The organism is Pseudomonas sp. P4_B4 (assembly GCF_056402255.1).
This window is the reverse complement of the sequence record NZ_JBFUHS010000011.1, coordinates 124,209-144,397: the sequence shown is the minus strand read 5'-3', so window position 1 is coordinate 144,397 and position 20,189 is coordinate 124,209. Positions and strand designations below refer to the sequence as shown.

The following is a 20,189-nucleotide window of genomic DNA, read 5'->3' as shown; positions in this document are numbered from 1 at the left end:
GGAGCCACTTGCATGGACATCCTCTACCAGATCCGCGCCCGTCAGGATTCCTTCAGCGCCGGTGAAGGACGCATCGCCCGCCTGATGCTCGACGACGTAGGATTTGCCGCCTCCGCCAGCCTCGATGAACTGGCGCTGCGGGCGGAGGTCAGCAGCGCCACGCTGTCGCGGTTCGCCCGCACGGTCGGCTGTAAGGACCTGCGTGACTTGCGCTTGCAACTGGCCCAGGCCAGCGGCGTCGGCAGCCGGTTTCTCGACCCGGCGGGCACGCCCGAGCAGTCGGCGTTCTACGGGCAGATCGTGGGCGACATCGAGTCGACCTTGCGCCAACACCTGGCAGCGTTCGATGAGTCACGTTTCGCCGATGCGGTGAAACTGCTGGGCAAGGCGCGGATGATTCACGCTTTCGGCATGGGCGGCTGCTCGACCCTGTGCAGCGATGAACTGCAGGTGCGCCTGGTGCGCCTCGGCTATCCGATCGCGGTGTGCCACGATGTGGTGATGATGCGCGTCACCGCCGCCAGCCTCAGTGCCGAACAGGTGGTGATTGTCTGTTCGCTGACCGGGATCACCCCGGAGCTGATTGAAACGGTGGAGCTGGCGCGCAACTACGGCGCACGCATTCTGGCCATCACCCGGGCAGACTCGCCGCTGGCGCAACTGGCCGACATCGTCCTGCCCCTGCAAAGCGCCGAAACCTCGTTCATCTACAAACCCACGGCAGCGCGCTACGGCATGCTGCTGGCCATCGACGTGCTCGCCACCGAGCTGGCCCTGGCCAATCCTGAAGACAATCAAGAACGTCTGCGGCGGATCAAACTCGCCCTCGACGAATACCGCGGCGGCGACGATCACTTGCCGCTGGGAGACTGACATGCAGTACGACACGCTGATCCGCAACGCCCTGATCATCGACGGCAGCAACAGCCCCGGATACCCCGCCGACGTGGCCATTCTCAACGGGCGCATCGAGCGTATCGGCGACTTGCGCGATGCCCACGCCAGCGAGGAAATCGACGCGCAGGGCCATGTGCTGGCGCCGGGTTTCATCGACGTGCACACCCATGACGACACCGTGGTGATCCGTCAGCCGCAGATGCTGCCCAAGCTCAGCCAGGGCGTGACCACGGTCATCGTCGGCAACTGCGGGATCAGTGCGTCACCGGTGATTTTGCGCGGCGATCCGCCGGACCCGATGAACCTGCTGGGCACGGCCGCTGCGTTCGTATATCCGACCTTCCACGACTACCGCGCGGCCGTCGAAGCGGCGAACACCACGCTGAACGTTGCTGCGTTGGTCGGCCACACAGCGTTGCGCAGCAATCATCTGGACGACCTGTTCCGCACAGCCACAGTGGACGAAATCAGCGCGATGCGTGAGCAATTGCGCGAAAGCCTTGAGGCTGGCGCCTTGGGCCTGTCCACCGGCCTTGCCTATGCCAGCGCCTTCTCGGCGTCCACCGAGGAAGTGATGCAGCTGACTGAAGAGTTGACCGCGTTCGGGGCGGTCTACACCACCCATTTGCGCAGCGAGTTCGAACCGGTGCTGGAGGCCATGGACGAGGCGTTCAAGATCGGTCGCCATGCGCAAAGCCCGGTGATCATTTCCCACCTCAAATGCGCCGGCGCCGGTAACTGGGGGCGTAGTCCGCAGCTGCTGGCATCCCTCGAAGAGGCGGCGAAGACTCACCCGGTGGGTTGCGACTGTTATCCATACGCCGCGAGCTCTTCGACCCTGGACCTCAAGCAGGTGACCGATGCCCATCGCATCACCATCACCTGGTCGACGCCGCACCCGGAGATGGGCGGCCGCGACCTGATGGACATTGCCGCCGAATGGAATGTGCCGTTGCTGGAGGCCGCTCGCCAACTGCAACCGGCCGGTGCGGTGTACTACGGAATGGATGAGGCGGATGTCCGCAGAATCCTCGCGCATCCGCTGTCGATGGTCGGCTCCGACGGCTTGCCGGAAGACCCGTTTCCGCACCCACGCTTGTGGGGCGCATTCCCCCGGGTGCTCGGACATTTCAGTCGTGATGTAGGACTGTTCCCGTTGCACACCGCCGTGCACAAAATGACCGGGCTGTCGGCGGCACGCTTCGGTTTGAAGGAGCGCGGTGAAATACGCGAAGGCCATTGGGCCGACCTGGTGTTGTTCGATCCGGCGACCATCCGTGATGTCGCCGATTTCAACGACCCGCAGCGGGCGGCGCAAGGTATCGAGGGCGTATGGGTCAATGGTGTGTTGAGCTACCGCGATGGCCAGGCCAACGGGCGCAGGGAAGGGCGGTTCCTGGCCCGGGAAGGGGATTTGCGCACGGGTTTTCAGTGAGTTTCGAGGACTGCGTCACAGTGATGGCACTTTGAGGCTAAAGGATGGCATTTTCGCGCCGAAGGACTGATATCAAACCCGACTACCTAACGCTGTTCAATCATGTAGGAGCGAGCCTGCTCCGGGCGGCGATCCGACGATGGAGTCAAAGGCGCCGCGTTTAGCCAGTCAAAACGCGTTATCGTTAACGACCATCGCGAGCAGGCTCGCTTCTACAGGGAGCAACCCGATGAGCTTCGGCAAAACCACTCCGATCCTGCGCATTTTCGACGAAGCCAAGGCAGTGGAGTTCTACGTCGACTTCCTCGGTTTCAAGATCGACTGGCAGCATCGTTTCGAAGCCAGCCTCCCGTTGTACCTGCAAGTCTCGCGGGGTGAGTGCGTGCTGCACCTGTCCGAACACAACGGCGACAGTACGCCGGGTTCGGCCTTGCGCATCGAGACCGATGAACTGGAAGCCTTCCAGGAGCAATTGCTGGCCAAGTCGTATGCGTTTGCGCCTCCACAGATCCAGGCCATGCCATGGGGTAGCCAGGATATGACCATCAGTGATCCGTTTGGCAATCGGTTGGTGTTTACCAATGCGATTTGTGTCTGAGGTTTAGCCAGCCATTGATTCATTCCCACGCATTGCGTGGGAACTGGCCTTGCCCATATCCAGGCTGATGCCACCCACCTGCAACGCCATCCAGTGTTGCGCCAGCACTCGCGCCCCCTCTAGAACTCGACGATATCCAGGTTCCACCAGCAATCATCACTAACAATTGCGTGGGGGCTCAAGGGTAGTCGGAGGTCGGCTGAAATTCGTACAGTCATTCCCTTGAGGTTATATTCCTTGGGTGGCATATTTGTATGAAGTGGGACGTTGAATACACGGATGAGTTTGAGACCTGGTGGGATCAACTCAATGAAGCCGAGCAGGACTCGGTGCAGGCCACGGTCATGTTGTTGGGGGATGACGGACCGCACTTGGGCTTTCCATACACGAGTGATATCAAAGGCTCGCGGCATGGCAATCTTCGTGAGCTACGAGTGCAACACGCCGGCAAACCGCTCCGTGTGCTGTATGCCTTTGATCCACGGCGTTGCGCGATCCTGCTGATAGGCGGTGACAAAACCGGACAGGAACGTTGGTATCAGGTTCATGTTCCGTTGGCCGAACGCTTGTACGACGAGCACTTGGAAACATTAAAGAAAGAGGGCTATGACAATGGCTAAGAAATTTGCTGATTTAGTGGCACGTCGCTCTCCCGAGTCTCAAGCACGTGTCGAGGCCTTGCACAATAAACTAAGAGAAGAAATGCCGCTGCACGAGCTTCGTCAGGCGCAAGCGTTGAGCCAGGAAACACTGGCCAAAGCACTTCACGTCAACCAGGCGGCGATCTCGAAAATGGAACGTCGCACAGATATGTACATCAGCACATTGCGCAACTACATCCGTGCGATGGGTGGCGAGTTGGAAATCATCGCCACCTTTCCTGAAGGCCAGGTAAAGATCGAAAACTTCGCCAAATAAGCAGTTCGACTGCCTGAAATGAGAGAAGCCCTTTATTCAAAGGGCTTCCTGGCAACTCGCTGAAGTGTTCAGCCTAGACTCTGAAGTGACTCACCATCATCTGCAACTGATTGCCCAACCGCGCCAGTTCAACACTCGACGCAGCCGTTTCATCACTCGCAGCAGCAGTCTGTTCAGACACGTCGCGCACGTTGATGATGCTGCGGCTGATCTCTTCGGCCACGGCGCTTTGCTGTTCGGCAGCGGCGGCGATCTGCTGGTTCATCGACTGGATGCTGGACACCGTGCGGGTGATGTTCTCCAGTGACTCGCCGGCCTTGCGGGTCAGGGCCACGCTGCTGTCGGTGAGGACGCGGCTGTTGTTCATCACCGCCGACACTTGTTGCGTGCCGTTCTGCAGGCCGGCTACCAGGCCCTCGATTTCCTCGGTGGATTTCTGCGTGCGCTGGGCCAGGCCGCGGACCTCGTCGGCCACCACGGCAAAACCACGACCGGCTTCACCGGCACGGGCCGCTTCGATGGCGGCATTGAGCGCCAGCAGGTTGGTCTGCTCGGCGACGGACTTGATCACATCCATGACGCTGCCGATCTTGTCGCTTTCCTGTTGCAGCACGCTCATGGCCTCGGTGGAGCGCACCACTTCGCTGGCCAGACGCTCGATCTGGGCGATGGCTTCGTTGACCACCTTGTCACCTTCACGGGCTTCGCCGTCCGCCGCCGCAGCGGCTTGCGAGGCTTCTTCGGCGTTGCGCGCGACTTCCTGCACGGTGGCTGTCATCTCGTGCATGGCGGTGGCCACCTGATCGGTCTCGACTTTCTGGCTGTTGACCCCGGCGCTGGTCTGCTCGGTCACGGCCGACAGCTCTTCAGCGGCGCTGGCGATCTGGGTCACGCCGTCGCGGATACCGCTGATCAAGTCGCGCAGGGTCACACCCATTCGCGCGATGCCTTGCTGCAACACGCCGAGTTCGTCGCGACGGGTGACCAGCACATTGTGGGACAGGTCACCGCTGGCGATGCGATCGACCACCGCCAGGGTTTCGCGCAAGGGGCGGGTGATCTGGCGGGTGATGACCACGGCGGCAATGATGCCCACCAGCAACGCCAGCAAGGTGCTGATCATTTGCAGGGTGCGTGCCTGGGCGCTTTCGGCGTCACGGCGGTCGAGCTGGATCTGGTACAGCTGATCGCTCTGGGACACGATGGCGGCGCCCTGGTCGGTCATTTCCTTGCGCGATTGCACCGCGTCATTGCTGGCGGCCTTGTAGGCCTGCAAGGCGTTGCGGTAGTTGCCCAGCGCAGTTTCCAGCTGACGCAGGGCGTCTTGTTGGGAATCGGCGAAATGCACGTTCAGCGGTTTCAGGCTGGCGATGGCGGCGTCCAGTTGGTTGACGGCTTTTTGCTCGGTCTTGGCATTGGTACTGGCGGTGTAGCCGCGCACTTCGTAGCGGGACAACAGGAACGCTTCCTTGGCCGCGGTGATGGCCTGGAACTGTTCGAAGCGCTGGTCGCTCAACGGCATTTGCTGCACGCGGGTATTGATGTCATTGATCAGCGTGTTGGCGGTTTCGGCGTTGGCACTCATGGCGTCGCGGGCGCTGTTGCCGGCGCGATAGGCGCTGCGCATCTTGCCCAGGGACGTCTTGTAGGCGTCGATAACGGCGCCTTGCTCTCGCAGCAGCTTGAGGTTTTCCGGGCTCTTGAACTTCGCCAGCAGGGCTTGCTGCTGGGCCGAGAAGGCGTCGAGGGTGGTCTGCACGCTCTGTGCGGCGGTTTCGTCGCCGTTGGTCAGCATGTATTGCAGGCGCACCACGCGCAGCTTGGCCAGGCCGGCGTTGAGCTGGGTGATGTCGCTCATCCAGTTGCTACGGTCAATCAACCCGCCCAGGCTGGTCCAGCCGGTCAGGGCGAGGACGCAGGTCAGTGCCAGGACCAGGCCAAACCCCAGGCCCAGTTTCAGGTTCACGCTGATGTTGCCGAACCAGCTATTCATCACATTCCTCCAGGAACTTGGTACTTCTTTATCGTCGGTTGGCTGGAAGATTGTTTTTTTTGGAAGCCGCCAAGCTGTGTAAGCAGGATGTATCGGCAGCAATCCCGGGAGCTGAAAGGTTTTTGTGTGGCGGATTCTGTAACAAGGTTTTTGCAATGCTTTAAGCTTTTTTTCACATGTCTTTCACCCGCCGGCAACGCACGTTTCTTTAGCCTTTCGGGATCTAATGAGGTGTTGTGTGCCGGTGAGGCGGCTTGATGTGGAATTGAGACTGAGTCTTTTCGGGAAAAAACGCTCGATCGATCTGAACCGCTATGCTCGCTATCGCAATACCGCCGTGGTGTTGGCCTCGGCGCTGCTGGTCATCCCTCTGACCGTATTTTTGTTGCGTCCCGCCACCGCACCGGACCTGGCTCACGGCAATGTAGCCGGTGCACAGGCTTTGATGACGGGATGGGCCAAGGGCGACATGATCGTGCTGGTGCGTCACGTCGAGCGCTGCGATCACTCCTCGGCGCCTTGCCTGATCGGCAACGATGGCATTACCGAGCGCTCTCGCAGTGTTGCCGAGAGCCTCGGGGCACAGTTCAAGCACCTGGGCCTGGACAAGGCTGATATCTACAACAGCCCGATATTGCGTACAGCGCAGACCGCCAACTTCATGTTCAACAAGGTTGGCACGGGTGAAAACTGGCTGATCAGTTGCAAGGGCACCATGTTGCGCGACTCCCTGGCGCACAAAGTGGCCGGGCGCAATCTGATTCTTGTCACTCACAGCGAGTGCATGGAGCAACTGGAAAAAGACCTCAAGTTGCCGGCATCGACGCTGGGTTACGGCGCCTCACTGTTTATTTCCGCCGAAACCCCGCAGACTCCGCGCATGCTTGGCTTCATCGAAGCTTCCGACTGGAGCTCGGTGACCACTCGTTGAGCTTTTCCTTCATCTTTCTGAATCAGGATTCACAATGCTGACCGCTTCTCGCTACCGCTTTTACTGGGTGAACTTCGGTATTCCGCTGGCCTGCGCGGTCGTGGTGTTTCTGATGTTCGACATGACCAGCATCGACATCGCCTTCAATAATTACTTTTTTGATCCGGTGACGCAGACGTTCCCGTTGGACCATGTCCATCTGTTCGAAAAAATTACCCATAAATGGGCGCGGATCATCCCGAACTGGACGGGCGAGATCGCGATTATCGGTGCCTTGCTGTCATTTCTCTGGCCGCGCCTGAAGGCTGAAAAGCACTCGAAAATCATCGCCTTCCTGGAAAAAATCAAAGTCGCACCGGTGCTGCGCTTTGCCACCCGGCACCGTCGCGATTTTCTCTACGTGGTGTTCGCGTTCTCCATCAGCACCGGGGTGATTCACTACCTCAAGGGCCACACCAGCGTGTATTGCCCGATCGAGACCACCCAGTACGGCGGCAAAAAGGAGCACGTTGAGTGGTATGAGAATTTCGACCTGCTGAAAGTCGCCGGTAACGGTCGCTGCTGGCCGGGCGGACACGCATCGGGCGGTTTCACCATGCTGGCGTTGTACTTCGTGGCTCGCCGTTATCGCTGGCGCTATTCGAAAGCGATCATGTACGGCTCGCTGACCCTCGGCTTCATCTACGGTACAACGCGGGTGCTGCAAGGCTGGCACTACATGTCCCACACCTTCTGGGCCGGGATCTTCGTGTGGCTGGCGTGTTTACTGACGGCGCTGGCGTTTTACGGACGAGCGAGGCTGGAACAGCCGGTGCTCTCCAAAGCGCAACAACCGGTACCGGCGACTCAGACTCAACCTGTGAATTGAGTTGGCGTTGAACTGAAAAACCCGCAACCCGAAAGGGCTGCGGGTTTTTTTTTGCCCGGGGAAACCTTCAGAAAGCTCAGGGTTTGTGTGCGACTGCGATCAACGGTGCAGCAGGCTCAGCATCAAGCCACAGGCTCAGAGGCACTTTTTCCAGAAACGGTTCGCTGAAAAGCCGCAGGCAACACAGTGCACGACATGACTTCTGGCTACCGGAAAAGGAAGGCCGAAAAAACAGGCTGGAAAAAGTCTAAAGAACGATTTCTTAACAAATCGTGAACAAATGCTGTGATCTATTGGGGGGGTAGATTGATCTTCATTTCGCCACCCTGTCTGGCTTTCCAGGCCCAGTGAGTCCCTGAGTGAAACGCACAAATTCCACCTCGATTTCTGCAAAACGTTTGGTGCTCCGAAGGATCGTACTTGGCTCGGGCATTGCCTTCGCTCTTTTATTGGCGACCGGTGGTTACTGGCTGTTTACGCCACCATCGCCGTACGTTCCGTTGAGCGGTCTGGACCCTGCATCGGTGTCGATGATCGCGGTGGGCGATCAGGGTAGCGGCGACTTGCAACAGTGGCGGGTGGGACAAGCCATGGAGTGGGTTGCGTCCAGGGAGGGGCGCCTGGACATGGTGGTTTTCCTCGGCGACAACTTCTATGGCAAGCCATTGACCAGCACCCACGATCTCCACTGGGAAACCCGATTCGAGCGTGTCTATCGGGGCCATTGGCTCAGCCATGTGCCGTTCTACGCGGTGCTGGGCAACCACGATTACCCGGTGTCGCAAAAATACGAGATCGAGTACGGCCAACAGCACAAGGGATCGGGCCGTTGGCAGATGCCGGCGAATTTCTACGTCAAGGATTTCGGTGACGTTGACGGGCGGCCATTGGTGCGGATGGTGTTCCTCGACACCTCGGCGCCACGTGAGAGTTTGCAGCAGCAAATCGACTTGATCGATCAGGCGTACCAGGCACCCGGACCGGCACCGGTATGGCGAATAGCCGCGTCCCATCACCCGGTGCGCAATCAAGGCAAGCATGACGAGGAGTCGAATCTGCTCACATGGCTCTTGCCAGTGTTGCAACGCAACCACGTCGATCTGCTTTTGTCGGGTCATGATCACAACCAGCAATTGCTGTTGCGTGCAGGCGAACCCGCTTGGGTGATTTCCGGGGCGGGTGGTAAGAGGCTGTCTGCCTTGCAAACGCCAACACCGGATAGCACCTTTACTGACTCGCGGGCTGGTTTTGCCAAACTCGACCTGAGTGCCACTCAACTCAGGCTGGGGTATTACAACGACCGCGGCGATCTGGAGTCCGGCTATCGCTGGGTCAGAGACTGCCAGTGGATGGCCAAAGGCTGTTTGCTACCCGAGCCATCGCCAGGGAGCGTCGCGCAGGTGGCACAGTGATGGGCGCAAACCCGCAGGCAAAAAAAAGCCCGCGGGAGAGCGGGCAAACCGTAGTTTCTTGAATGAGCGAGCGAAATGTACAGGCTCGCGCGGGGTGGTGGGGTGAAGAAAAATTCATCTCGCTCAATGCCCCGTACCAGAGCTTGCGACACCGCTACGGCAAATGATCCGCGGCAAAGTCGGCTTCCGACCGGGCACGCAAGCGGCCCTTGCGGCAGGCTTGCTGGAACTGCTCGAAATCGCGCTCGTTGTGCTCGGTATAGCCTTGGGCATATTTATAGAGCGCATCGGCCAGTGCGTCGCTCTTGCCGATGTAGCCGCTGATCACCGCCGCGTGCCCGGAAGACTTGGCATGGGCGCGAGCCAGGGCCCGGCCGCAGAGCCGGCCATAGGCGGCGAATGCGTCGCCATCGAAGGTCTCGAGTTCGGCGGAGATTTTCATGTCGCGCAATTGCCGCACATAGAAATGTCGCCCGCTGGGGCCGGTGGTCCAGCCGAGGAACAGGTCGCTGGCCGATTGCATCAACCGCTGGCCGTCGACCACCCGTTGCCCCTCATGCCGTATCCGCGACCTGGTCTTCACGTAGCCGGCGAGCACCGAGCGTCGTGCCTCCTTGAATTGCAGGAATAGCGGGAACTCCTGATCGTCGGTCAGCAGCGCCACCAGGCAACGGGTGCCGACACTGCCCACGCCCACCACTTTGAACGCCATGTCCTGAACGTGAAAACGCGACACCAGATCACGGCGGTCCGCTTGCAGGGTGCCGCGATAGTCGCGCATGAAGGTGTCGTAGAGCGGACGCCAGTCCGAGAGGCGTAACCAGTCGTCATCGGCGTCCAGCAGCGTGGTGTTTTTGTGCAGATGGAAAATTTCCGGCAGGTCATCGCGAATGATCAGACGGCCATGGGCGTCGCGTTCGCTGATTTTTGGCAGCAGTTCGGCGTGGGTGCGACGTTCGGCTTTGGCGATGGCGCGTTCCACATGGTCCAGGGTGCTTTTGTTGGCCTGCGCCAGCAGGTCGTCATAGCTGATGGATTCGTACCAGGTTTCCAGCGCACTCTGTTCGGCGCACTCCAGCATGGTCTGCTGATAGGCGTGCACCACTTCGTGGCAGATCGTTTCCTCAACGGATTCCCCATGGCGCAAGTCGCGGGCGGCCACCAGGAAGCTCGCGACCAGGCGTTTCAAATCCCACTCCCACGGCCCGGGATGGGCTTCATCGAAGTCGTTGACGCTGAACAGCAGGTTGCGTTCAGGCGTTGCGAAACCACCGAAATTCATCAGGTGGCAATCGCCGCAAATCGGCGATACCAGCCCCATGTTCGAGGTGCCCGCCAGATCGTGGGCCTGCAGCAGCGCATTGCCGCGATAGAAGGTGAAAGGTGACACCAGCATGCGTCCGTAACGCAACTCCACCAGCGATTTGACGCGTCCTTCACTCGACGCCTTGATCAGCGGTATTGGGTCGCGGTCGACATTGCCCAAGGCTGCTTGCGAACTGCGGGAACACTTCTTGCGCGCATCCTTGCCTTGCTTCAAACGGTCGGTGAGGGTGGTCATGGGGGCCTATTCGACAGGGGTTGTAGGGCGATTGCGAAATGAGTGTAGAAGGGCTTTGCGGGTTCATCCGAAGTGTTTGCCCAGCGACTAATCTGTCTGTCAGGCATCGACTCGCTGCCATCACCCGGAAACAAGGAGCCCCGTGTTTTCATTGCCGGTTTCACTGCTGCTGGCGTTCCTCATTGGCTGGGTGTCCCAGCGCATGGGCATGTGCCTGGTCAATGCCATGGGGCTGCTGCTCAAACGCCGGCCGACCCTGTTCGTGTCGCTGGTCAGTTGCGGTCTGTTCGGTTTGTTGCTCGCACCGCTCTACGCCTTGTCTGGCGTCAGCCAGCCGTTGTTCATTCCCGAGGTCGGCTACTTGTCGCTGGTCGGTGGCGGGCTCTTGTTCGGCCTCGCCTCGGTGCTCAACGACGGGTGCAGCGTCGGCACCCTCACCAAGCTCGCCAGCGGCAACCTCAACAAGGTCTTCACCGTCCTCGGCTGGGTGCTGGGCATCGTACTGTGGCATCACCTGAACATGCTGCCCGAACACCGGGCGCTGCAAATGCCGATGATCACCAGCCGTCATTACTGGCTGGTCATTGGCATCGTGTTGCTGATTTTGCTGTTCCTGATGCGGATTCACGGCGACAGACACCTGGTGCTGTCGAGCCTGCTCCTGGGGGCTTTGACCAGTGCCCTCTACACCTTCGAACCGCTGTGGACGCCCAGCGTATTCTTCTACGATCTCTCGCAAAGGTTCTGGAGCCCGGGCGACACATCATTGACCACCCAGCGTGTGACGGTGTTCGCCATGCTGATGCTGGGCATGCTCTGTTACACCTTGCATCGCCGCACGTTCAACTATCAGCGGTTTGCAGCGATGACAGCGGGCAGGCATTTGCTCGCGGGCGTGTTGATGGGGACCGGTGCATCGATGATGCTGGGTGGGAATGACTCGCAGATTTTGTTGGTGTTTCCGACGCTGACCTGGGTGGGGGCGGTGCCGTTGGTGTCGATTGTGTTGGGGATATTGGTGGGGGTTGGGGTTAAGCGGCTGCGTGCTTGATGATCGCGGCTCTGGAGTTGGACGACCTCAATGAGACCGTCCATTTTTCAAGGATCAAACCTGCATCCGCAACCGCCGTCCAACCACATCCAGCAAATCGCAACCATCGCGCAGGGACGTGACCAGCACCCGCGCCAGTTCGCTGTAAGCACCCTCGTCAGCCGCGAAACTCTCCAGCAATTGCGTCGCGGTTCGAATGCGATAAGCGGCTGTTTCGTGCAGCACATCCAGCGGTGCTTCGGTGTCGATCAGCAGCGAGGCGATGGTGCAGTCGATGCCGGTCATCGGCATGTATCGATCCATCTCAAGCCTCCACTTCGTCGAGTGGCGCAATGTTGTCCAGTGCCCGGTTCACCAGCAATTGCGCCAGCACGGCCAACTGCTGGATCGCCAGGGCGATGTTGCTTGCGAACTCTCAAGCTCGCAAGCAAGGTCAGTGCTCATGACGTTGAGTGAGGCGAGGGTTTCACTGGCGTGGGTGAGCAGGGACGGTGTGTCGATGTTTGGGCGGAGGGTGAATACGTGGCTGATGGGATCGAGGTGATTGGGGTTGCGGAGGCGGGCGCTGATGGTGGGTTCGGTGGTTTTGGAGAGGTTGGATAAGTTGGGTGTTTCGGTAGTTGTATCGGGTGAAGAGTCTTGCGGGGTGGGGCTGTGTCTTTTCATGATGGAGATCCTGGTCTGTTTATAGGAGCTGCCCCGGTTTTCAGCCTGTCAAAGCCGGTCGCTGATGTGCAGCGACCCCTGAAGGCTATCGTCGAGAAGTTGCATCCGCCAGTTCATGAAAGGCGACGCGTTTTGCGGGAAATGTCCTAGGACGCGGTGAAGTCGTTGCACCGATCACAGGTCACTCGATCTCACCGTGTGCTTGAAATGATGCTCCCAAAGCCTGACCCCCAACCCGCCCGTCCGGTCCAGCGAAGACCCCACCGTCAAATCCGTGATCAACGTCGGCTGCAAACCCGCATCAAACAGCGCAAACCCCGCCGCCAGGCAACAGGTTTCGGTCTGCAGGCCGCACACCAGCACGCGTTCGACGTTGAGGCTTTTCAGGTAGTCGATGGTTTCTGGTGTGGGCGCATAGCCGTGCTTGATAAAGATGCGGTCGGCCGGGATCAGGCTGTCATCGTCCGGCGCGGGGTGCCAGCCGAGCTGTTTTTCGAAGGGGGTTATGGATTCGTCATGGCGCTCGACCGTGGCAACACTGGGCAGGGTGCCGATGAGCGCCTGGATACCGTCGATCAGCCACTGCGGCGGGGCGAAGCCGGGTTGTACGTCGATGATCAGGAGGGCTTGGCGCATGGGCTTCTCCGAGGGGATGGCAGTGATAGGGGCGACCGTGGATGCAAAATATTCTGGAGGGTCTCGCTGGCCTCTTCGCGGGCAGGCAGCTGCAAAGCTTAGTCGTTACCGATGCCCATATTGCAACCATGCACATAACAGCCTAGCGCGACTGCCCATGTGACCCTATCGTCAGAATTCACGTACCACAAAGTGCTTTTGTGAGTTGTGAGCGTACGATGTAACTCACGTTTTCGCTGAATTCCTGGGGGCGCGAACGAAGCGACCAAGCGATATGGGATTGGAGAAAAATCATGATTCGCAAGCACTACTTGAAAGCCCTGGCGACGCTGCTCATCGCTGCTGGCGTGCAGTGGGTGACGCTACCCGTCTACGCAACCGAGCAGGGTCAACAACGGCGTGAAGCTCGCGATACCAGGCAGGAAGGGCGCTCCACTGCCCGGCAAACCAAGGATGATTGTAGAAAGGGCAATGACAAGAGCAACGTAGAATGTCGCCAGGACAAGCGCAGTACCAAGCAGGATACCCGTCGCACAGCTCGGGACATCAAGTACTGATCGTTAGCGTGGGTTCTGTTTCAGCCTGGACGGGGATCATCGAAACTCACTGAGTCGCCGTGCCTTGGCTGTCCCTGCTTCAGACTGTTGGAGGACTTGCGATATAGCCAGAAACAAGAAAGCCCGCACTGGGCGGGCTTCGTTGGTGTCTCGATTGGTGGGCCGGGGTAATTTGAATCAGTTCAGTAAGATATTGATTTATAACATTAATATCTGTTTTTATTTTTAGTTGGAATACCAATTGGAATACTGCACTCCACTTGACCACCCGTTTGCATTTGATCTGACCACCGATTGCATCGGAGTTGACCAGCACGCTTCGTAACCATGATAGGCAGAGAACTGCCCGAAGCGGACATCCCGGTGGCATGCTTAGTGTGAGATTACGTCGTCTATTTCCCGAACTTCGCCCGGTCCCTCCCCAGTGATGCGTTTGGTCATGTGGGACCGGGTGCAGTCTTTAGGTCCCCGTCGCGTCATAGTGCTCCTTGATCAACACCAACATCTGCGCCTGGTGCCGGTCGATAGCAGGCGCATCCCATTCCATCTCGGCTTTGCCACTGAAGATGTGAGCAAGTTTGAGCGAGTCGTAACGGGGCTTGCCCTTGAAGTCTTCTCGCTTCTTACCGACGCGCTGGTTGCTATAGGACGAGTTTTCGCCAGGACTCAGCAGCACCAGGTTGCCAAAGCTGTCGAGGTGAACCTTAGCCAACTCAACGCCGAACTCCTCCCGCTGGGGATGGACATGCTCCACAGAGTTCTTCGAGGTGATTCGGTAGGCCGCCAGCTTGGACGCGTCAAAGAAACCGAAACGGCTGCGCTCTCGCCAGAGAATGTATTCCAGTTTCTGGAACCAGTAATGCTCGAAGCGAGTGCCGTTGGGCTCGTTCAAGTCATCGATAACTGTGTCGATGCCCCGCATGGCGAAGTCATGACCGGCCAACAGCGCAAAACTGGCTTCCTTCTGACTGTCTTCGGCCAGGGACAGTTGATTGTCAATGCGCTCCAGCAGCGCCACGACCTGCGCTTGCGTCTTTGCCTCGCCAGCCACCAACGCCCCGAGATACGGCGTCAACCAATACTGCGCGCTTCGCTCGCCGGTGAAGTTGCGCACACTCTGCAACTGGCTCAGGTCGCTGCTTTCCAGCCGGGTGCGGGCAAGCCGCCAGCCGTTGTCGGAGCGGCTTCGGCTGACGCTGGTTTGACGCAGATTCCAGACCTGGCTGTCAGCCTCTGGCAGCCATTTTACTACCCACAGGTCGAACTGATAACGCACCGCCCACAGGCATTCGATGAAGGCCTTAGCCTGTCTTTCGGTGGCGTGGGCGATGAAGTCGGCAAAGTAGTCGTTGAGCCGACTGTCATGCAGGCGCACCTCGACATCGTCCTGGCGGTGCTCCTTGAGATAGATGCGGTAGGCGTGCATCAGCAGGAGGCCAAAACTGATAATCGGGCGACAATAACGCACGGGCTCTTGCCGTGCTTTGGACTCGTCGGATTCGACCACTGACAGTTTGGCTAACTGTGCAATGGTCTTACCCTGCACATCCCCGGCGGGGACGCGTTTGAGCGGGAAGGTCGTCACACAATGCCTGGACAGGTCATCCTGTTTCAGGCGCTTCCAATCCGCGTCCGGGAAGACCTTGCGCAGATTGCGCTCGAAGAAGTCTTCCATGTTTTCACAGGCCTGCCAGATAGCATCGAAGCGCAGCTTCTGCGTCTCGATCACAGCCAGCAGACGCGACTTGAGAATGTCACTGTGCTCCAACTGCACGCCGCTGTTGTTCATGGTCGAAAACAGTCGGTTCAGGTCCATGCCCGGGGGCATGATGTTGTTCACCCATCGCACCTTCGCATACAGGTACTCGGCCACCTCGGCCAGATACGCCTCCCCTCGCAGGCTGCGCAACGCGCCCAACCGATCGGCAAGCGCCTTGCGGGCAGCGGCCAGGTGCTTGATATAAGCTTCGTCCGACTCAGAGGTCCTGCCCCTATTTTCCTCGACTCCAAGCCCGGCCCACGCCGCAAACAGTCGCTGCACTTCGTCACGAATGGCAAAGGTCAGCCGGGGCTGCTTGTTCCATACGATGAACTTCGTCAGCGCGTTGTCGGGCACCACCGCCGTCAGCGCGAGGGCGAGCAGCATCAAGGTGGTCATGCGCTGCTGACCGTCGATCACTTCATAGCGGGTGTGGGTGTGCCCTGAGTCGCGTGTGGTGACGGCAGACGTCAGTACCGTGCCGATATAGTAATGCGGCGCGTCGGTGTCGCAGGCCACCATGATCTGCTCCAGCAGACCAACAACATCCTCGCTCGGCCAGACATAAGGGCGCTGGTAGCTGGGGATGATCAGCGTGATCTCTGCAGCGCACAACAAGGCTGGGGCCTGGACATAGGAACGGACACTGGCACTCATTGCACACCTGCCTGGTTGGAAGAGCGTTTTTCGAGCATGTGGCTGATGACCTGCTTGAGCTCAACATCAAAGTCCGCCTGCAGCGCTTCGCCCGGCTTGCTCAGGCCCATCGAAAAGTACGCCTGCACAGTACGCACGAACCGGTACTTCACACTATTCTTGTCCAGTCGCTCGGCAATGGAATAACTGAACCTCTGCAAAATCTCGATCAGCTCGTCATGGGTGTAGCTGTAGGCGATCCAGTCCAACACCGGATTGTGCTCGGCAAAACTTTGCGCTGTGCTTTCACGCACGGCCTTTTCATTGCTCAGCCGCGGAGAGAAGATCACCCTAAACAACCAGCACCCCGCCTCCAACAGCCCTTGTCGACCAAACTGGCTGACATACAGCAACACCGCACAGTCAAAGAGCTTGCGTAAAAACTCGCTGCCGTTGGCCTTAACCACCAACTCGTCGTAGAGCTGATGAAAAGGCGCAAGGCTATCGTCATCACGCCTGATCAATACCGTCCGACGCAGTTCATGGAAGTAATCGAAGTAGTGAATGGCATTGGTACCGGCATTGATTGGCTGACGCATCGCGTATCCACTGTCCACCTGCAAAGCCTGGCCCTGGCCAAAATGGCTGACCCGCGCGGTGCGATACGCCACATCCAGGCCCTGCCCGGTGCGCTCGGCCAACTCCGCGACGATCTCCTCACGCATCTGCAGCGGCTGGCGGTGGCTCGAGAGACTGCGCCACTTCAGCTGTTGCCAGTGACGCGCCTTCATCAGCGCATCCATAGTGTCGTCCAGCTTGCCCCAGGCCTCCCAGAGCCGTGCGTGCTTGTCCTGCTCCTGCCGCGATACCCCACGCAAGTGATGCGCCTTGAGGATCGCCGGGCCGTCCAGTCGGACCCCGCCGGTGTTCTGCGTCTCGAAAAAGCGGTAGGCGTCATCCTCACTGTGGGTGACGACCAAGGTGATGTTCATCCGAGAGAAGTCCACCGATGGCAACGGCTGTTGCTCAAGCCAGCGCAGATTGCCCAGGGCGCGGGTCTGGGACTCTGGAGAGGCCAATTCGATGCCTTTGGCGAGATCTCGTTGTTTCAGCACATGCGCCAGCAATGCCAGGGTAATCAGGCGCTGCTGGCCATCTATGATGTTCAAGACGTCGGTGCGCATCCTTGGCGGGCGCGATTGGTGGACGATGATGCTGCCCAGATAGAAGTCGTGCTCAGGCGGCGATGCACCCACAGACGGTGAGAAGTATTCGGTGAGATCGTTCAGTAGGCGTTGCAGGTGTTTGATCTGCCAGCGGTAAGGGCGCTGGTATTCGGGAATGGTCAACCGGCCTACTATGTGGCGGTCGTCGCTGCCGCGGATCGACTCGCCACCTAGCAAGGCGGCAACGGAGGTGCTGGCTACGACGATATCGGATGTGACGAGGCCGCTTAGCAGCGTTTGAAGCTCGTCCTTGAGGGGCTGCGTCATGTGTAGCGTTTTCCCTGGAGTTGGCGGAACCTGCGGTAGGGGTGGAATGACAAGTCTCATCCCAAGTGATGGCTTGATGATGTCAGCGAGGCGAGGTGGAAACAAGCAGGCGATGCACGCAGGGGGGGACGCAGCCAGCAAGGGCCAACAAACGTCGACAACATTTTCCGGGGCAGTGCTGCCTCTATGCGTTTGGGCCCATTTGCCAGTGTCTGCCTCAAGCCGATTCTGTTGAAAAAGTCGGCTTGTGGTTAGCTTTTAATCGATCTATGTTTTTTAAAAAAACAATGATTTAGGTGTTGTGGAAAACGCACTGGTCCCCCCTTTTTTTCCCCGCTTTTTGTGTGTACGGCATTTGACCGGCTTTTTTGTCGCAAAACCCGTAGCGTCCTCGTTGGGCGTTTGTGCGTGGCTACGTTTATCAATTATCGGCGCAGGCTGATTATCTGTGCACCAGTATTTGGCTGGCAGATCATCATCCGTTTAGGTGAAGGAAAGGCCGAATTGAAGGGGTTAAGGTGCAGCAGAGACCTTATTGGAGCTGGAGGTCGGCTTTTTGGCCTTGATCGTAGGCCGTTTTGACTTGGCCTTTTTCACCGGAGGCTTCGGCGTCAATTTTTCGATGATTTCCTTACGGACGTTCATTCCAGTGCGTCTAAGCCTGTCGCAGGCGGCCATTAAACTGACCTTACTGAAAAACGGAATGCCGATAGTACCGTCAACATACTTGTGACGCATGATCCCATAAACAACGGTGTACTCGCCCCGATCTACCTCTCGCTTGCGCCCGTCCGGCAGGGTTCCGACGAAGGCAAATCCGCCTTTCGTCGCCGCGACCGTATCCTTTAGCTTTCGGCGAAACTCGCTGTCGGCAACAAAAGCCTCGGCGCTGACGACACCCTGCATCCACAAGTGACTGATCGGCCCAGATGACTCCCCATCTTTAAGATGAATGAAGTGTTTATCGTTTGAATAGAAGTCGCAGGGCTCCAGGTTGGCGGCGACAACGCTTTCCGGATTGATTTTTGTACGATCAAGCTTGATCAGATCTGACCGATTTTTTAACAGGTCTTCGATTAGCTCTTCTTCGTTCAGGCAGTGGGTCGGCCCAATGACTACGATGTCCTCAATACTGTCAAAGTGCTCATCGACCCTGTCCTTGAATTTTTTTGAAATTTTGTACCATTTGCCTGCGAACAATACGTAGTTTGTAGGCGTTGGTGCTGGCAGGGTCGCCTCCCAATTGAGGCAATCATAAACCTTCCATCCGGGCTCAATAGCTCCGGTCTTCAGGTTTTCAGTGCGGATTTTGTGAGAAGTTTTTATCTCCTGAATCGTGTGTGTGCAACCCAGTCGATTAAGCTCGGCGGCGTAATCCTCGATCGAAAGCTTAGTGAATTCAGGCTTGCGGCTGTTGAAGCCCGAATATTGGAGGGCGGCCCCCTCAACGTAGTTTTGGATCTCGGGAGGGGACATATGCAGTAGGCTGATTGAGCCGCTCCGGATGGCTTGAATTTCCTGGAAGAGAAGCCTGTCCAAGCGTCTAAGGCGAGATGGGTTAGTCTCAACTTTGACGTTGTCAAACCAAGCATAGTCTTTCTTATATGCCTTCGATTTGAAGGCATTCAGGATCTCGACGCACTTGCTGTGGAACTGCGACGGCGTGAGGGGAGTGTCCAGGCTGAGGGCATCTTTTCCTGCAACGAATTTGGCGAAAGCGTCGTCTTCGGGTTTGCCTCCTGCAACCCTTGCGAGATCTCGCAGGGTGTCTACCCCGAATTGGCTAAAGTCGGAAAGCTTACTGGCTTGAACCCGCCGCTGAAACGTGACCGCATCCGGAGTCGCGAGGTCGAGACTCAGAAGACTCCCTCGTCTTACAGTATTTAAGGCAACCTTCAGGCCGAATTGATGCACGAAAGCATCCTCGTTCAGCGCGATATGTGCATATCCAAAGCACAGCGCCATCCACCTCTGCTTAACGCTCAAGAACAAAATCGCCGCTGAACCACTCGAATGCAGAGCGTCGAAAGGATCGCTGACAAAGCCCTGAAGGAGGCTCAGCCACTCAGGTACAGTGTCGTAGACTTGGCCATAGTAGACGATGCCTTCACCGTCGCCATCCCAGTCCTGATCTTTCAGCGCTCGCGCGCCACCTGGCCCATAGGTGGAGCTGATTGCATCTGCCGGTATTTTTGTAGGCTTGAGTAGCCTGACGGTGATCGAGTTAACAGCGTTCCGTGCCATCTTGGATCTCTACTGAAGCGTCAATGCCAATATCTTGCGGTGGATCAGATTCTGATGGCCGTGATGGCGAATTGCAATGCAGTTTCATGTGTGTCACGTGATCACTGAGTCCGACAAATCTTGATTTCCCATCGGTAGATGCCCACGTCGCAAAGCTGTGGCGCATTGAGTGTTGGCATCCCTTTGTCGATGACGTGCGCCTTCAAGGGGCTCAATCTGTAAGCGTCCGTCCAACATATTTGCGTGGTTAAACAGGCGCCACTTCTGGGGGAACTGAACGATCAGTTTTTTAGGGGGTAGAAGACGACCTAAGACCAAGCTTTCTAATAAGTGTAGGGGGATTTACTGACCAATCGTCGAGGAAATGGGGATTTGTTCGGCGTCAAGGCACTTTGCCTTTACCTTGCTCCGAGTGCTGGATATTGTGACATCCATCAATCTCCAGGCAGACCGCTGTTTCCCAAGGATGGCATCTTGAGCGCACTGAAAAATCGGCAGCGCCCCTACAAAGCCTCTCTTGTTATCGCGGCCAGC

General features: G+C 58.1%; 17 protein-coding genes and 1 pseudogene. 10 read left to right on the top strand and 8 right to left on the bottom strand.

Features of this window, described 5'->3' with window-relative positions; all coding sequences use genetic code 11:
• Positions 1 to 12 precede the first annotated feature (12 nt).
• The 5 genes from AC1DVE_RS14385 to AC1DVE_RS14365 all read left to right on the top strand — a co-directional run bounded on the left by AC1DVE_RS14385 (position 13) and on the right by AC1DVE_RS14365 (position 3,848).
• Positions 13 to 873 carry a MurR/RpiR family transcriptional regulator gene (locus AC1DVE_RS14385; protein ID WP_223459892.1) on the top strand — a complete coding sequence of 287 codons (861 nt, stop codon included), beginning with the start codon at positions 13 to 15 and terminating at the stop codon, positions 871 to 873.
• Between the two features lies 1 nt (position 874).
• On the top strand, positions 875 to 2,332 hold the full coding sequence (locus tag AC1DVE_RS14380; protein ID WP_223459890.1) for an N-acyl-D-amino-acid deacylase family protein: 1,458 nt from the start codon (positions 875 to 877) through the stop codon (positions 2,330 to 2,332).
• Between the two features lie 229 nt (positions 2,333 to 2,561).
• Positions 2,562 to 2,930, top strand: coding sequence for a glyoxalase superfamily protein (locus AC1DVE_RS14375; RefSeq protein ID WP_223459888.1), 369 nt, complete (start codon positions 2,562 to 2,564; stop codon positions 2,928 to 2,930).
• A gap of 254 nt (positions 2,931 to 3,184) precedes the next feature.
• Positions 3,185 to 3,550 carry a type II toxin-antitoxin system RelE/ParE family toxin gene (locus AC1DVE_RS14370; RefSeq protein WP_223459886.1) on the top strand — a complete coding sequence of 122 codons (366 nt, stop codon included), beginning with the start codon at positions 3,185 to 3,187 and terminating at the stop codon, positions 3,548 to 3,550.
• Entirely contained in the window at positions 3,543 to 3,848 is a 306-nt protein-coding gene (locus AC1DVE_RS14365; protein WP_223459884.1) for an XRE family transcriptional regulator, read from the top strand. Before AC1DVE_RS14370 ends, AC1DVE_RS14365 begins: the two co-directional genes overlap by 8 nt.
• A gap of 73 nt (positions 3,849 to 3,921) precedes the next feature.
• On the opposite strand, the gene AC1DVE_RS14360 is transcribed toward AC1DVE_RS14365, so the two are convergent.
• Positions 3,922 to 5,841, bottom strand: coding sequence for a HAMP domain-containing methyl-accepting chemotaxis protein (locus AC1DVE_RS14360; RefSeq protein WP_223459882.1), 1,920 nt, complete (start codon positions 5,839 to 5,841; stop codon positions 3,922 to 3,924).
• 259 nt (positions 5,842 to 6,100) lie between these two features.
• Between AC1DVE_RS14360 and pmrG the strand changes: the two genes are divergently transcribed.
• The 3 genes from pmrG (at position 6,101) to AC1DVE_RS14345 (ending at position 9,052) form a co-directional block, all read left to right on the top strand.
• Entirely contained in the window at positions 6,101 to 6,772 is a 672-nt protein-coding gene (gene pmrG, locus AC1DVE_RS14355; RefSeq protein ID WP_223459880.1) for a lipopolysaccharide core heptose(II)-phosphate phosphatase PmrG, read from the top strand.
• Positions 6,773 to 6,806: 34 nt separating this feature from the next.
• Complete coding sequence (locus tag AC1DVE_RS14350) at positions 6,807 to 7,640, top strand: phosphatase PAP2 family protein (RefSeq protein ID WP_223459878.1); 834 nt, start codon at positions 6,807 to 6,809, stop codon at positions 7,638 to 7,640.
• 359 nt (positions 7,641 to 7,999) lie between these two features.
• The gene (locus tag AC1DVE_RS14345; RefSeq protein WP_223533876.1) at positions 8,000 to 9,052 is read left to right on the top strand and encodes a metallophosphoesterase; all 1,053 of its coding nucleotides are present in this window, start codon (positions 8,000 to 8,002) and stop codon (positions 9,050 to 9,052) included.
• Positions 9,053 to 9,206: 154 nt separating this feature from the next.
• Here the strand turns inward: AC1DVE_RS14345 and AC1DVE_RS14340 are convergent, their stop codons facing one another.
• Positions 9,207 to 10,613 (bottom strand): DUF2252 domain-containing protein, encoded by a 1,407-nt coding sequence (locus AC1DVE_RS14340; RefSeq protein WP_223459874.1) that lies wholly within the window; start codon positions 10,611 to 10,613, stop codon positions 9,207 to 9,209.
• Between the two features lie 142 nt (positions 10,614 to 10,755).
• On the opposite strand from AC1DVE_RS14340, the gene AC1DVE_RS14335 reads away from it, so the two are divergent.
• Entirely contained in the window at positions 10,756 to 11,664 is a 909-nt protein-coding gene (locus AC1DVE_RS14335; RefSeq protein WP_223537639.1) for a YeeE/YedE thiosulfate transporter family protein, read from the top strand.
• A gap of 54 nt (positions 11,665 to 11,718) precedes the next feature.
• Here AC1DVE_RS14335 and AC1DVE_RS14330 read toward each other — a convergent pair whose 3' ends face one another.
• The 3 genes and pseudogenes from AC1DVE_RS14330 to AC1DVE_RS14320 all read right to left on the bottom strand — a co-directional run bounded on the left by AC1DVE_RS14330 (position 11,719) and on the right by AC1DVE_RS14320 (position 12,966).
• A complete protein-coding gene (locus tag AC1DVE_RS14330; RefSeq protein WP_223454225.1) occupies positions 11,719 to 11,967 on the bottom strand; it encodes a hypothetical protein in 249 nt (82 codons plus the stop codon).
• A 1-nt stretch (position 11,968) separates the two neighbouring features.
• A pseudogene (locus AC1DVE_RS14325) lies at positions 11,969 to 12,330 on the bottom strand (DUF6124 family protein).
• Between the two features lie 174 nt (positions 12,331 to 12,504).
• The gene (locus tag AC1DVE_RS14320; RefSeq protein ID WP_223454223.1) at positions 12,505 to 12,966 is read right to left on the bottom strand and encodes an isochorismatase family protein; all 462 of its coding nucleotides are present in this window, start codon (positions 12,964 to 12,966) and stop codon (positions 12,505 to 12,507) included.
• 293 nt (positions 12,967 to 13,259) lie between these two features.
• Between AC1DVE_RS14320 and AC1DVE_RS14315 the strand changes: the two genes are divergently transcribed.
• The gene (locus AC1DVE_RS14315; RefSeq protein WP_223454221.1) at positions 13,260 to 13,523 is read left to right on the top strand and encodes a hypothetical protein; all 264 of its coding nucleotides are present in this window, start codon (positions 13,260 to 13,262) and stop codon (positions 13,521 to 13,523) included.
• 460 nt (positions 13,524 to 13,983) lie between these two features.
• Here the strand turns inward: AC1DVE_RS14315 and AC1DVE_RS14310 are convergent, their stop codons facing one another.
• From AC1DVE_RS14310 to AC1DVE_RS14300, 3 genes are all read right to left on the bottom strand, one after another.
• Positions 13,984 to 15,939 (bottom strand): DUF262 domain-containing protein, encoded by a 1,956-nt coding sequence (locus AC1DVE_RS14310; RefSeq protein WP_477784003.1) that lies wholly within the window; start codon positions 15,937 to 15,939, stop codon positions 13,984 to 13,986.
• Complete coding sequence (locus tag AC1DVE_RS14305) at positions 15,936 to 17,411, bottom strand: DUF262 domain-containing protein (protein ID WP_477784002.1); 1,476 nt, start codon at positions 17,409 to 17,411, stop codon at positions 15,936 to 15,938. The genes AC1DVE_RS14310 and AC1DVE_RS14305 overlap by 4 nt, the downstream gene beginning before the upstream one ends.
• Positions 17,412 to 17,924: 513 nt before the next feature.
• On the bottom strand, positions 17,925 to 19,655 hold the full coding sequence (locus tag AC1DVE_RS14300; protein WP_477784001.1) for a DUF6119 family protein: 1,731 nt from the start codon (positions 19,653 to 19,655) through the stop codon (positions 17,925 to 17,927).
• Positions 19,656 to 20,189 lie beyond the last annotated feature (534 nt).

Coding starts and splice junctions, on each gene's coding strand:
- AC1DVE_RS14385 (WP_223459892.1), top strand. CDS start 13: ATGGACATCCTCTACCAGATCCGCGCCCGTCAGGATTCCTTCAGCGCC.
- AC1DVE_RS14380 (WP_223459890.1), top strand. CDS start 875: ATGCAGTACGACACGCTGATCCGCAACGCCCTGATCATCGACGGCAGC.
- AC1DVE_RS14375 (WP_223459888.1), top strand. CDS start 2,562: ATGAGCTTCGGCAAAACCACTCCGATCCTGCGCATTTTCGACGAAGCC.
- AC1DVE_RS14370 (WP_223459886.1), top strand. CDS start 3,185: ATGAAGTGGGACGTTGAATACACGGATGAGTTTGAGACCTGGTGGGAT.
- AC1DVE_RS14365 (WP_223459884.1), top strand. CDS start 3,543: ATGGCTAAGAAATTTGCTGATTTAGTGGCACGTCGCTCTCCCGAGTCT.
- AC1DVE_RS14360 (WP_223459882.1), bottom strand. CDS start 5,841: ATGAATAGCTGGTTCGGCAACATCAGCGTGAACCTGAAACTGGGCCTG.
- AC1DVE_RS14350 (WP_223459878.1), top strand. CDS start 6,807: ATGCTGACCGCTTCTCGCTACCGCTTTTACTGGGTGAACTTCGGTATT.
- AC1DVE_RS14340 (WP_223459874.1), bottom strand. CDS start 10,613: ATGACCACCCTCACCGACCGTTTGAAGCAAGGCAAGGATGCGCGCAAG.
- AC1DVE_RS14330 (WP_223454225.1), bottom strand. CDS start 11,967: ATGGATCGATACATGCCGATGACCGGCATCGACTGCACCATCGCCTCG.
- AC1DVE_RS14320 (WP_223454223.1), bottom strand. CDS start 12,966: ATGCGCCAAGCCCTCCTGATCATCGACGTACAACCCGGCTTCGCCCCG.
- AC1DVE_RS14315 (WP_223454221.1), top strand. CDS start 13,260: ATGATTCGCAAGCACTACTTGAAAGCCCTGGCGACGCTGCTCATCGCT.
- AC1DVE_RS14310 (WP_477784003.1), bottom strand. CDS start 15,939: ATGAGTGCCAGTGTCCGTTCCTATGTCCAGGCCCCAGCCTTGTTGTGC.
- AC1DVE_RS14305 (WP_477784002.1), bottom strand. CDS start 17,411: ATGACGCAGCCCCTCAAGGACGAGCTTCAAACGCTGCTAAGCGGCCTC.
- AC1DVE_RS14300 (WP_477784001.1), bottom strand. CDS start 19,655: ATGGCACGGAACGCTGTTAACTCGATCACCGTCAGGCTACTCAAGCCT.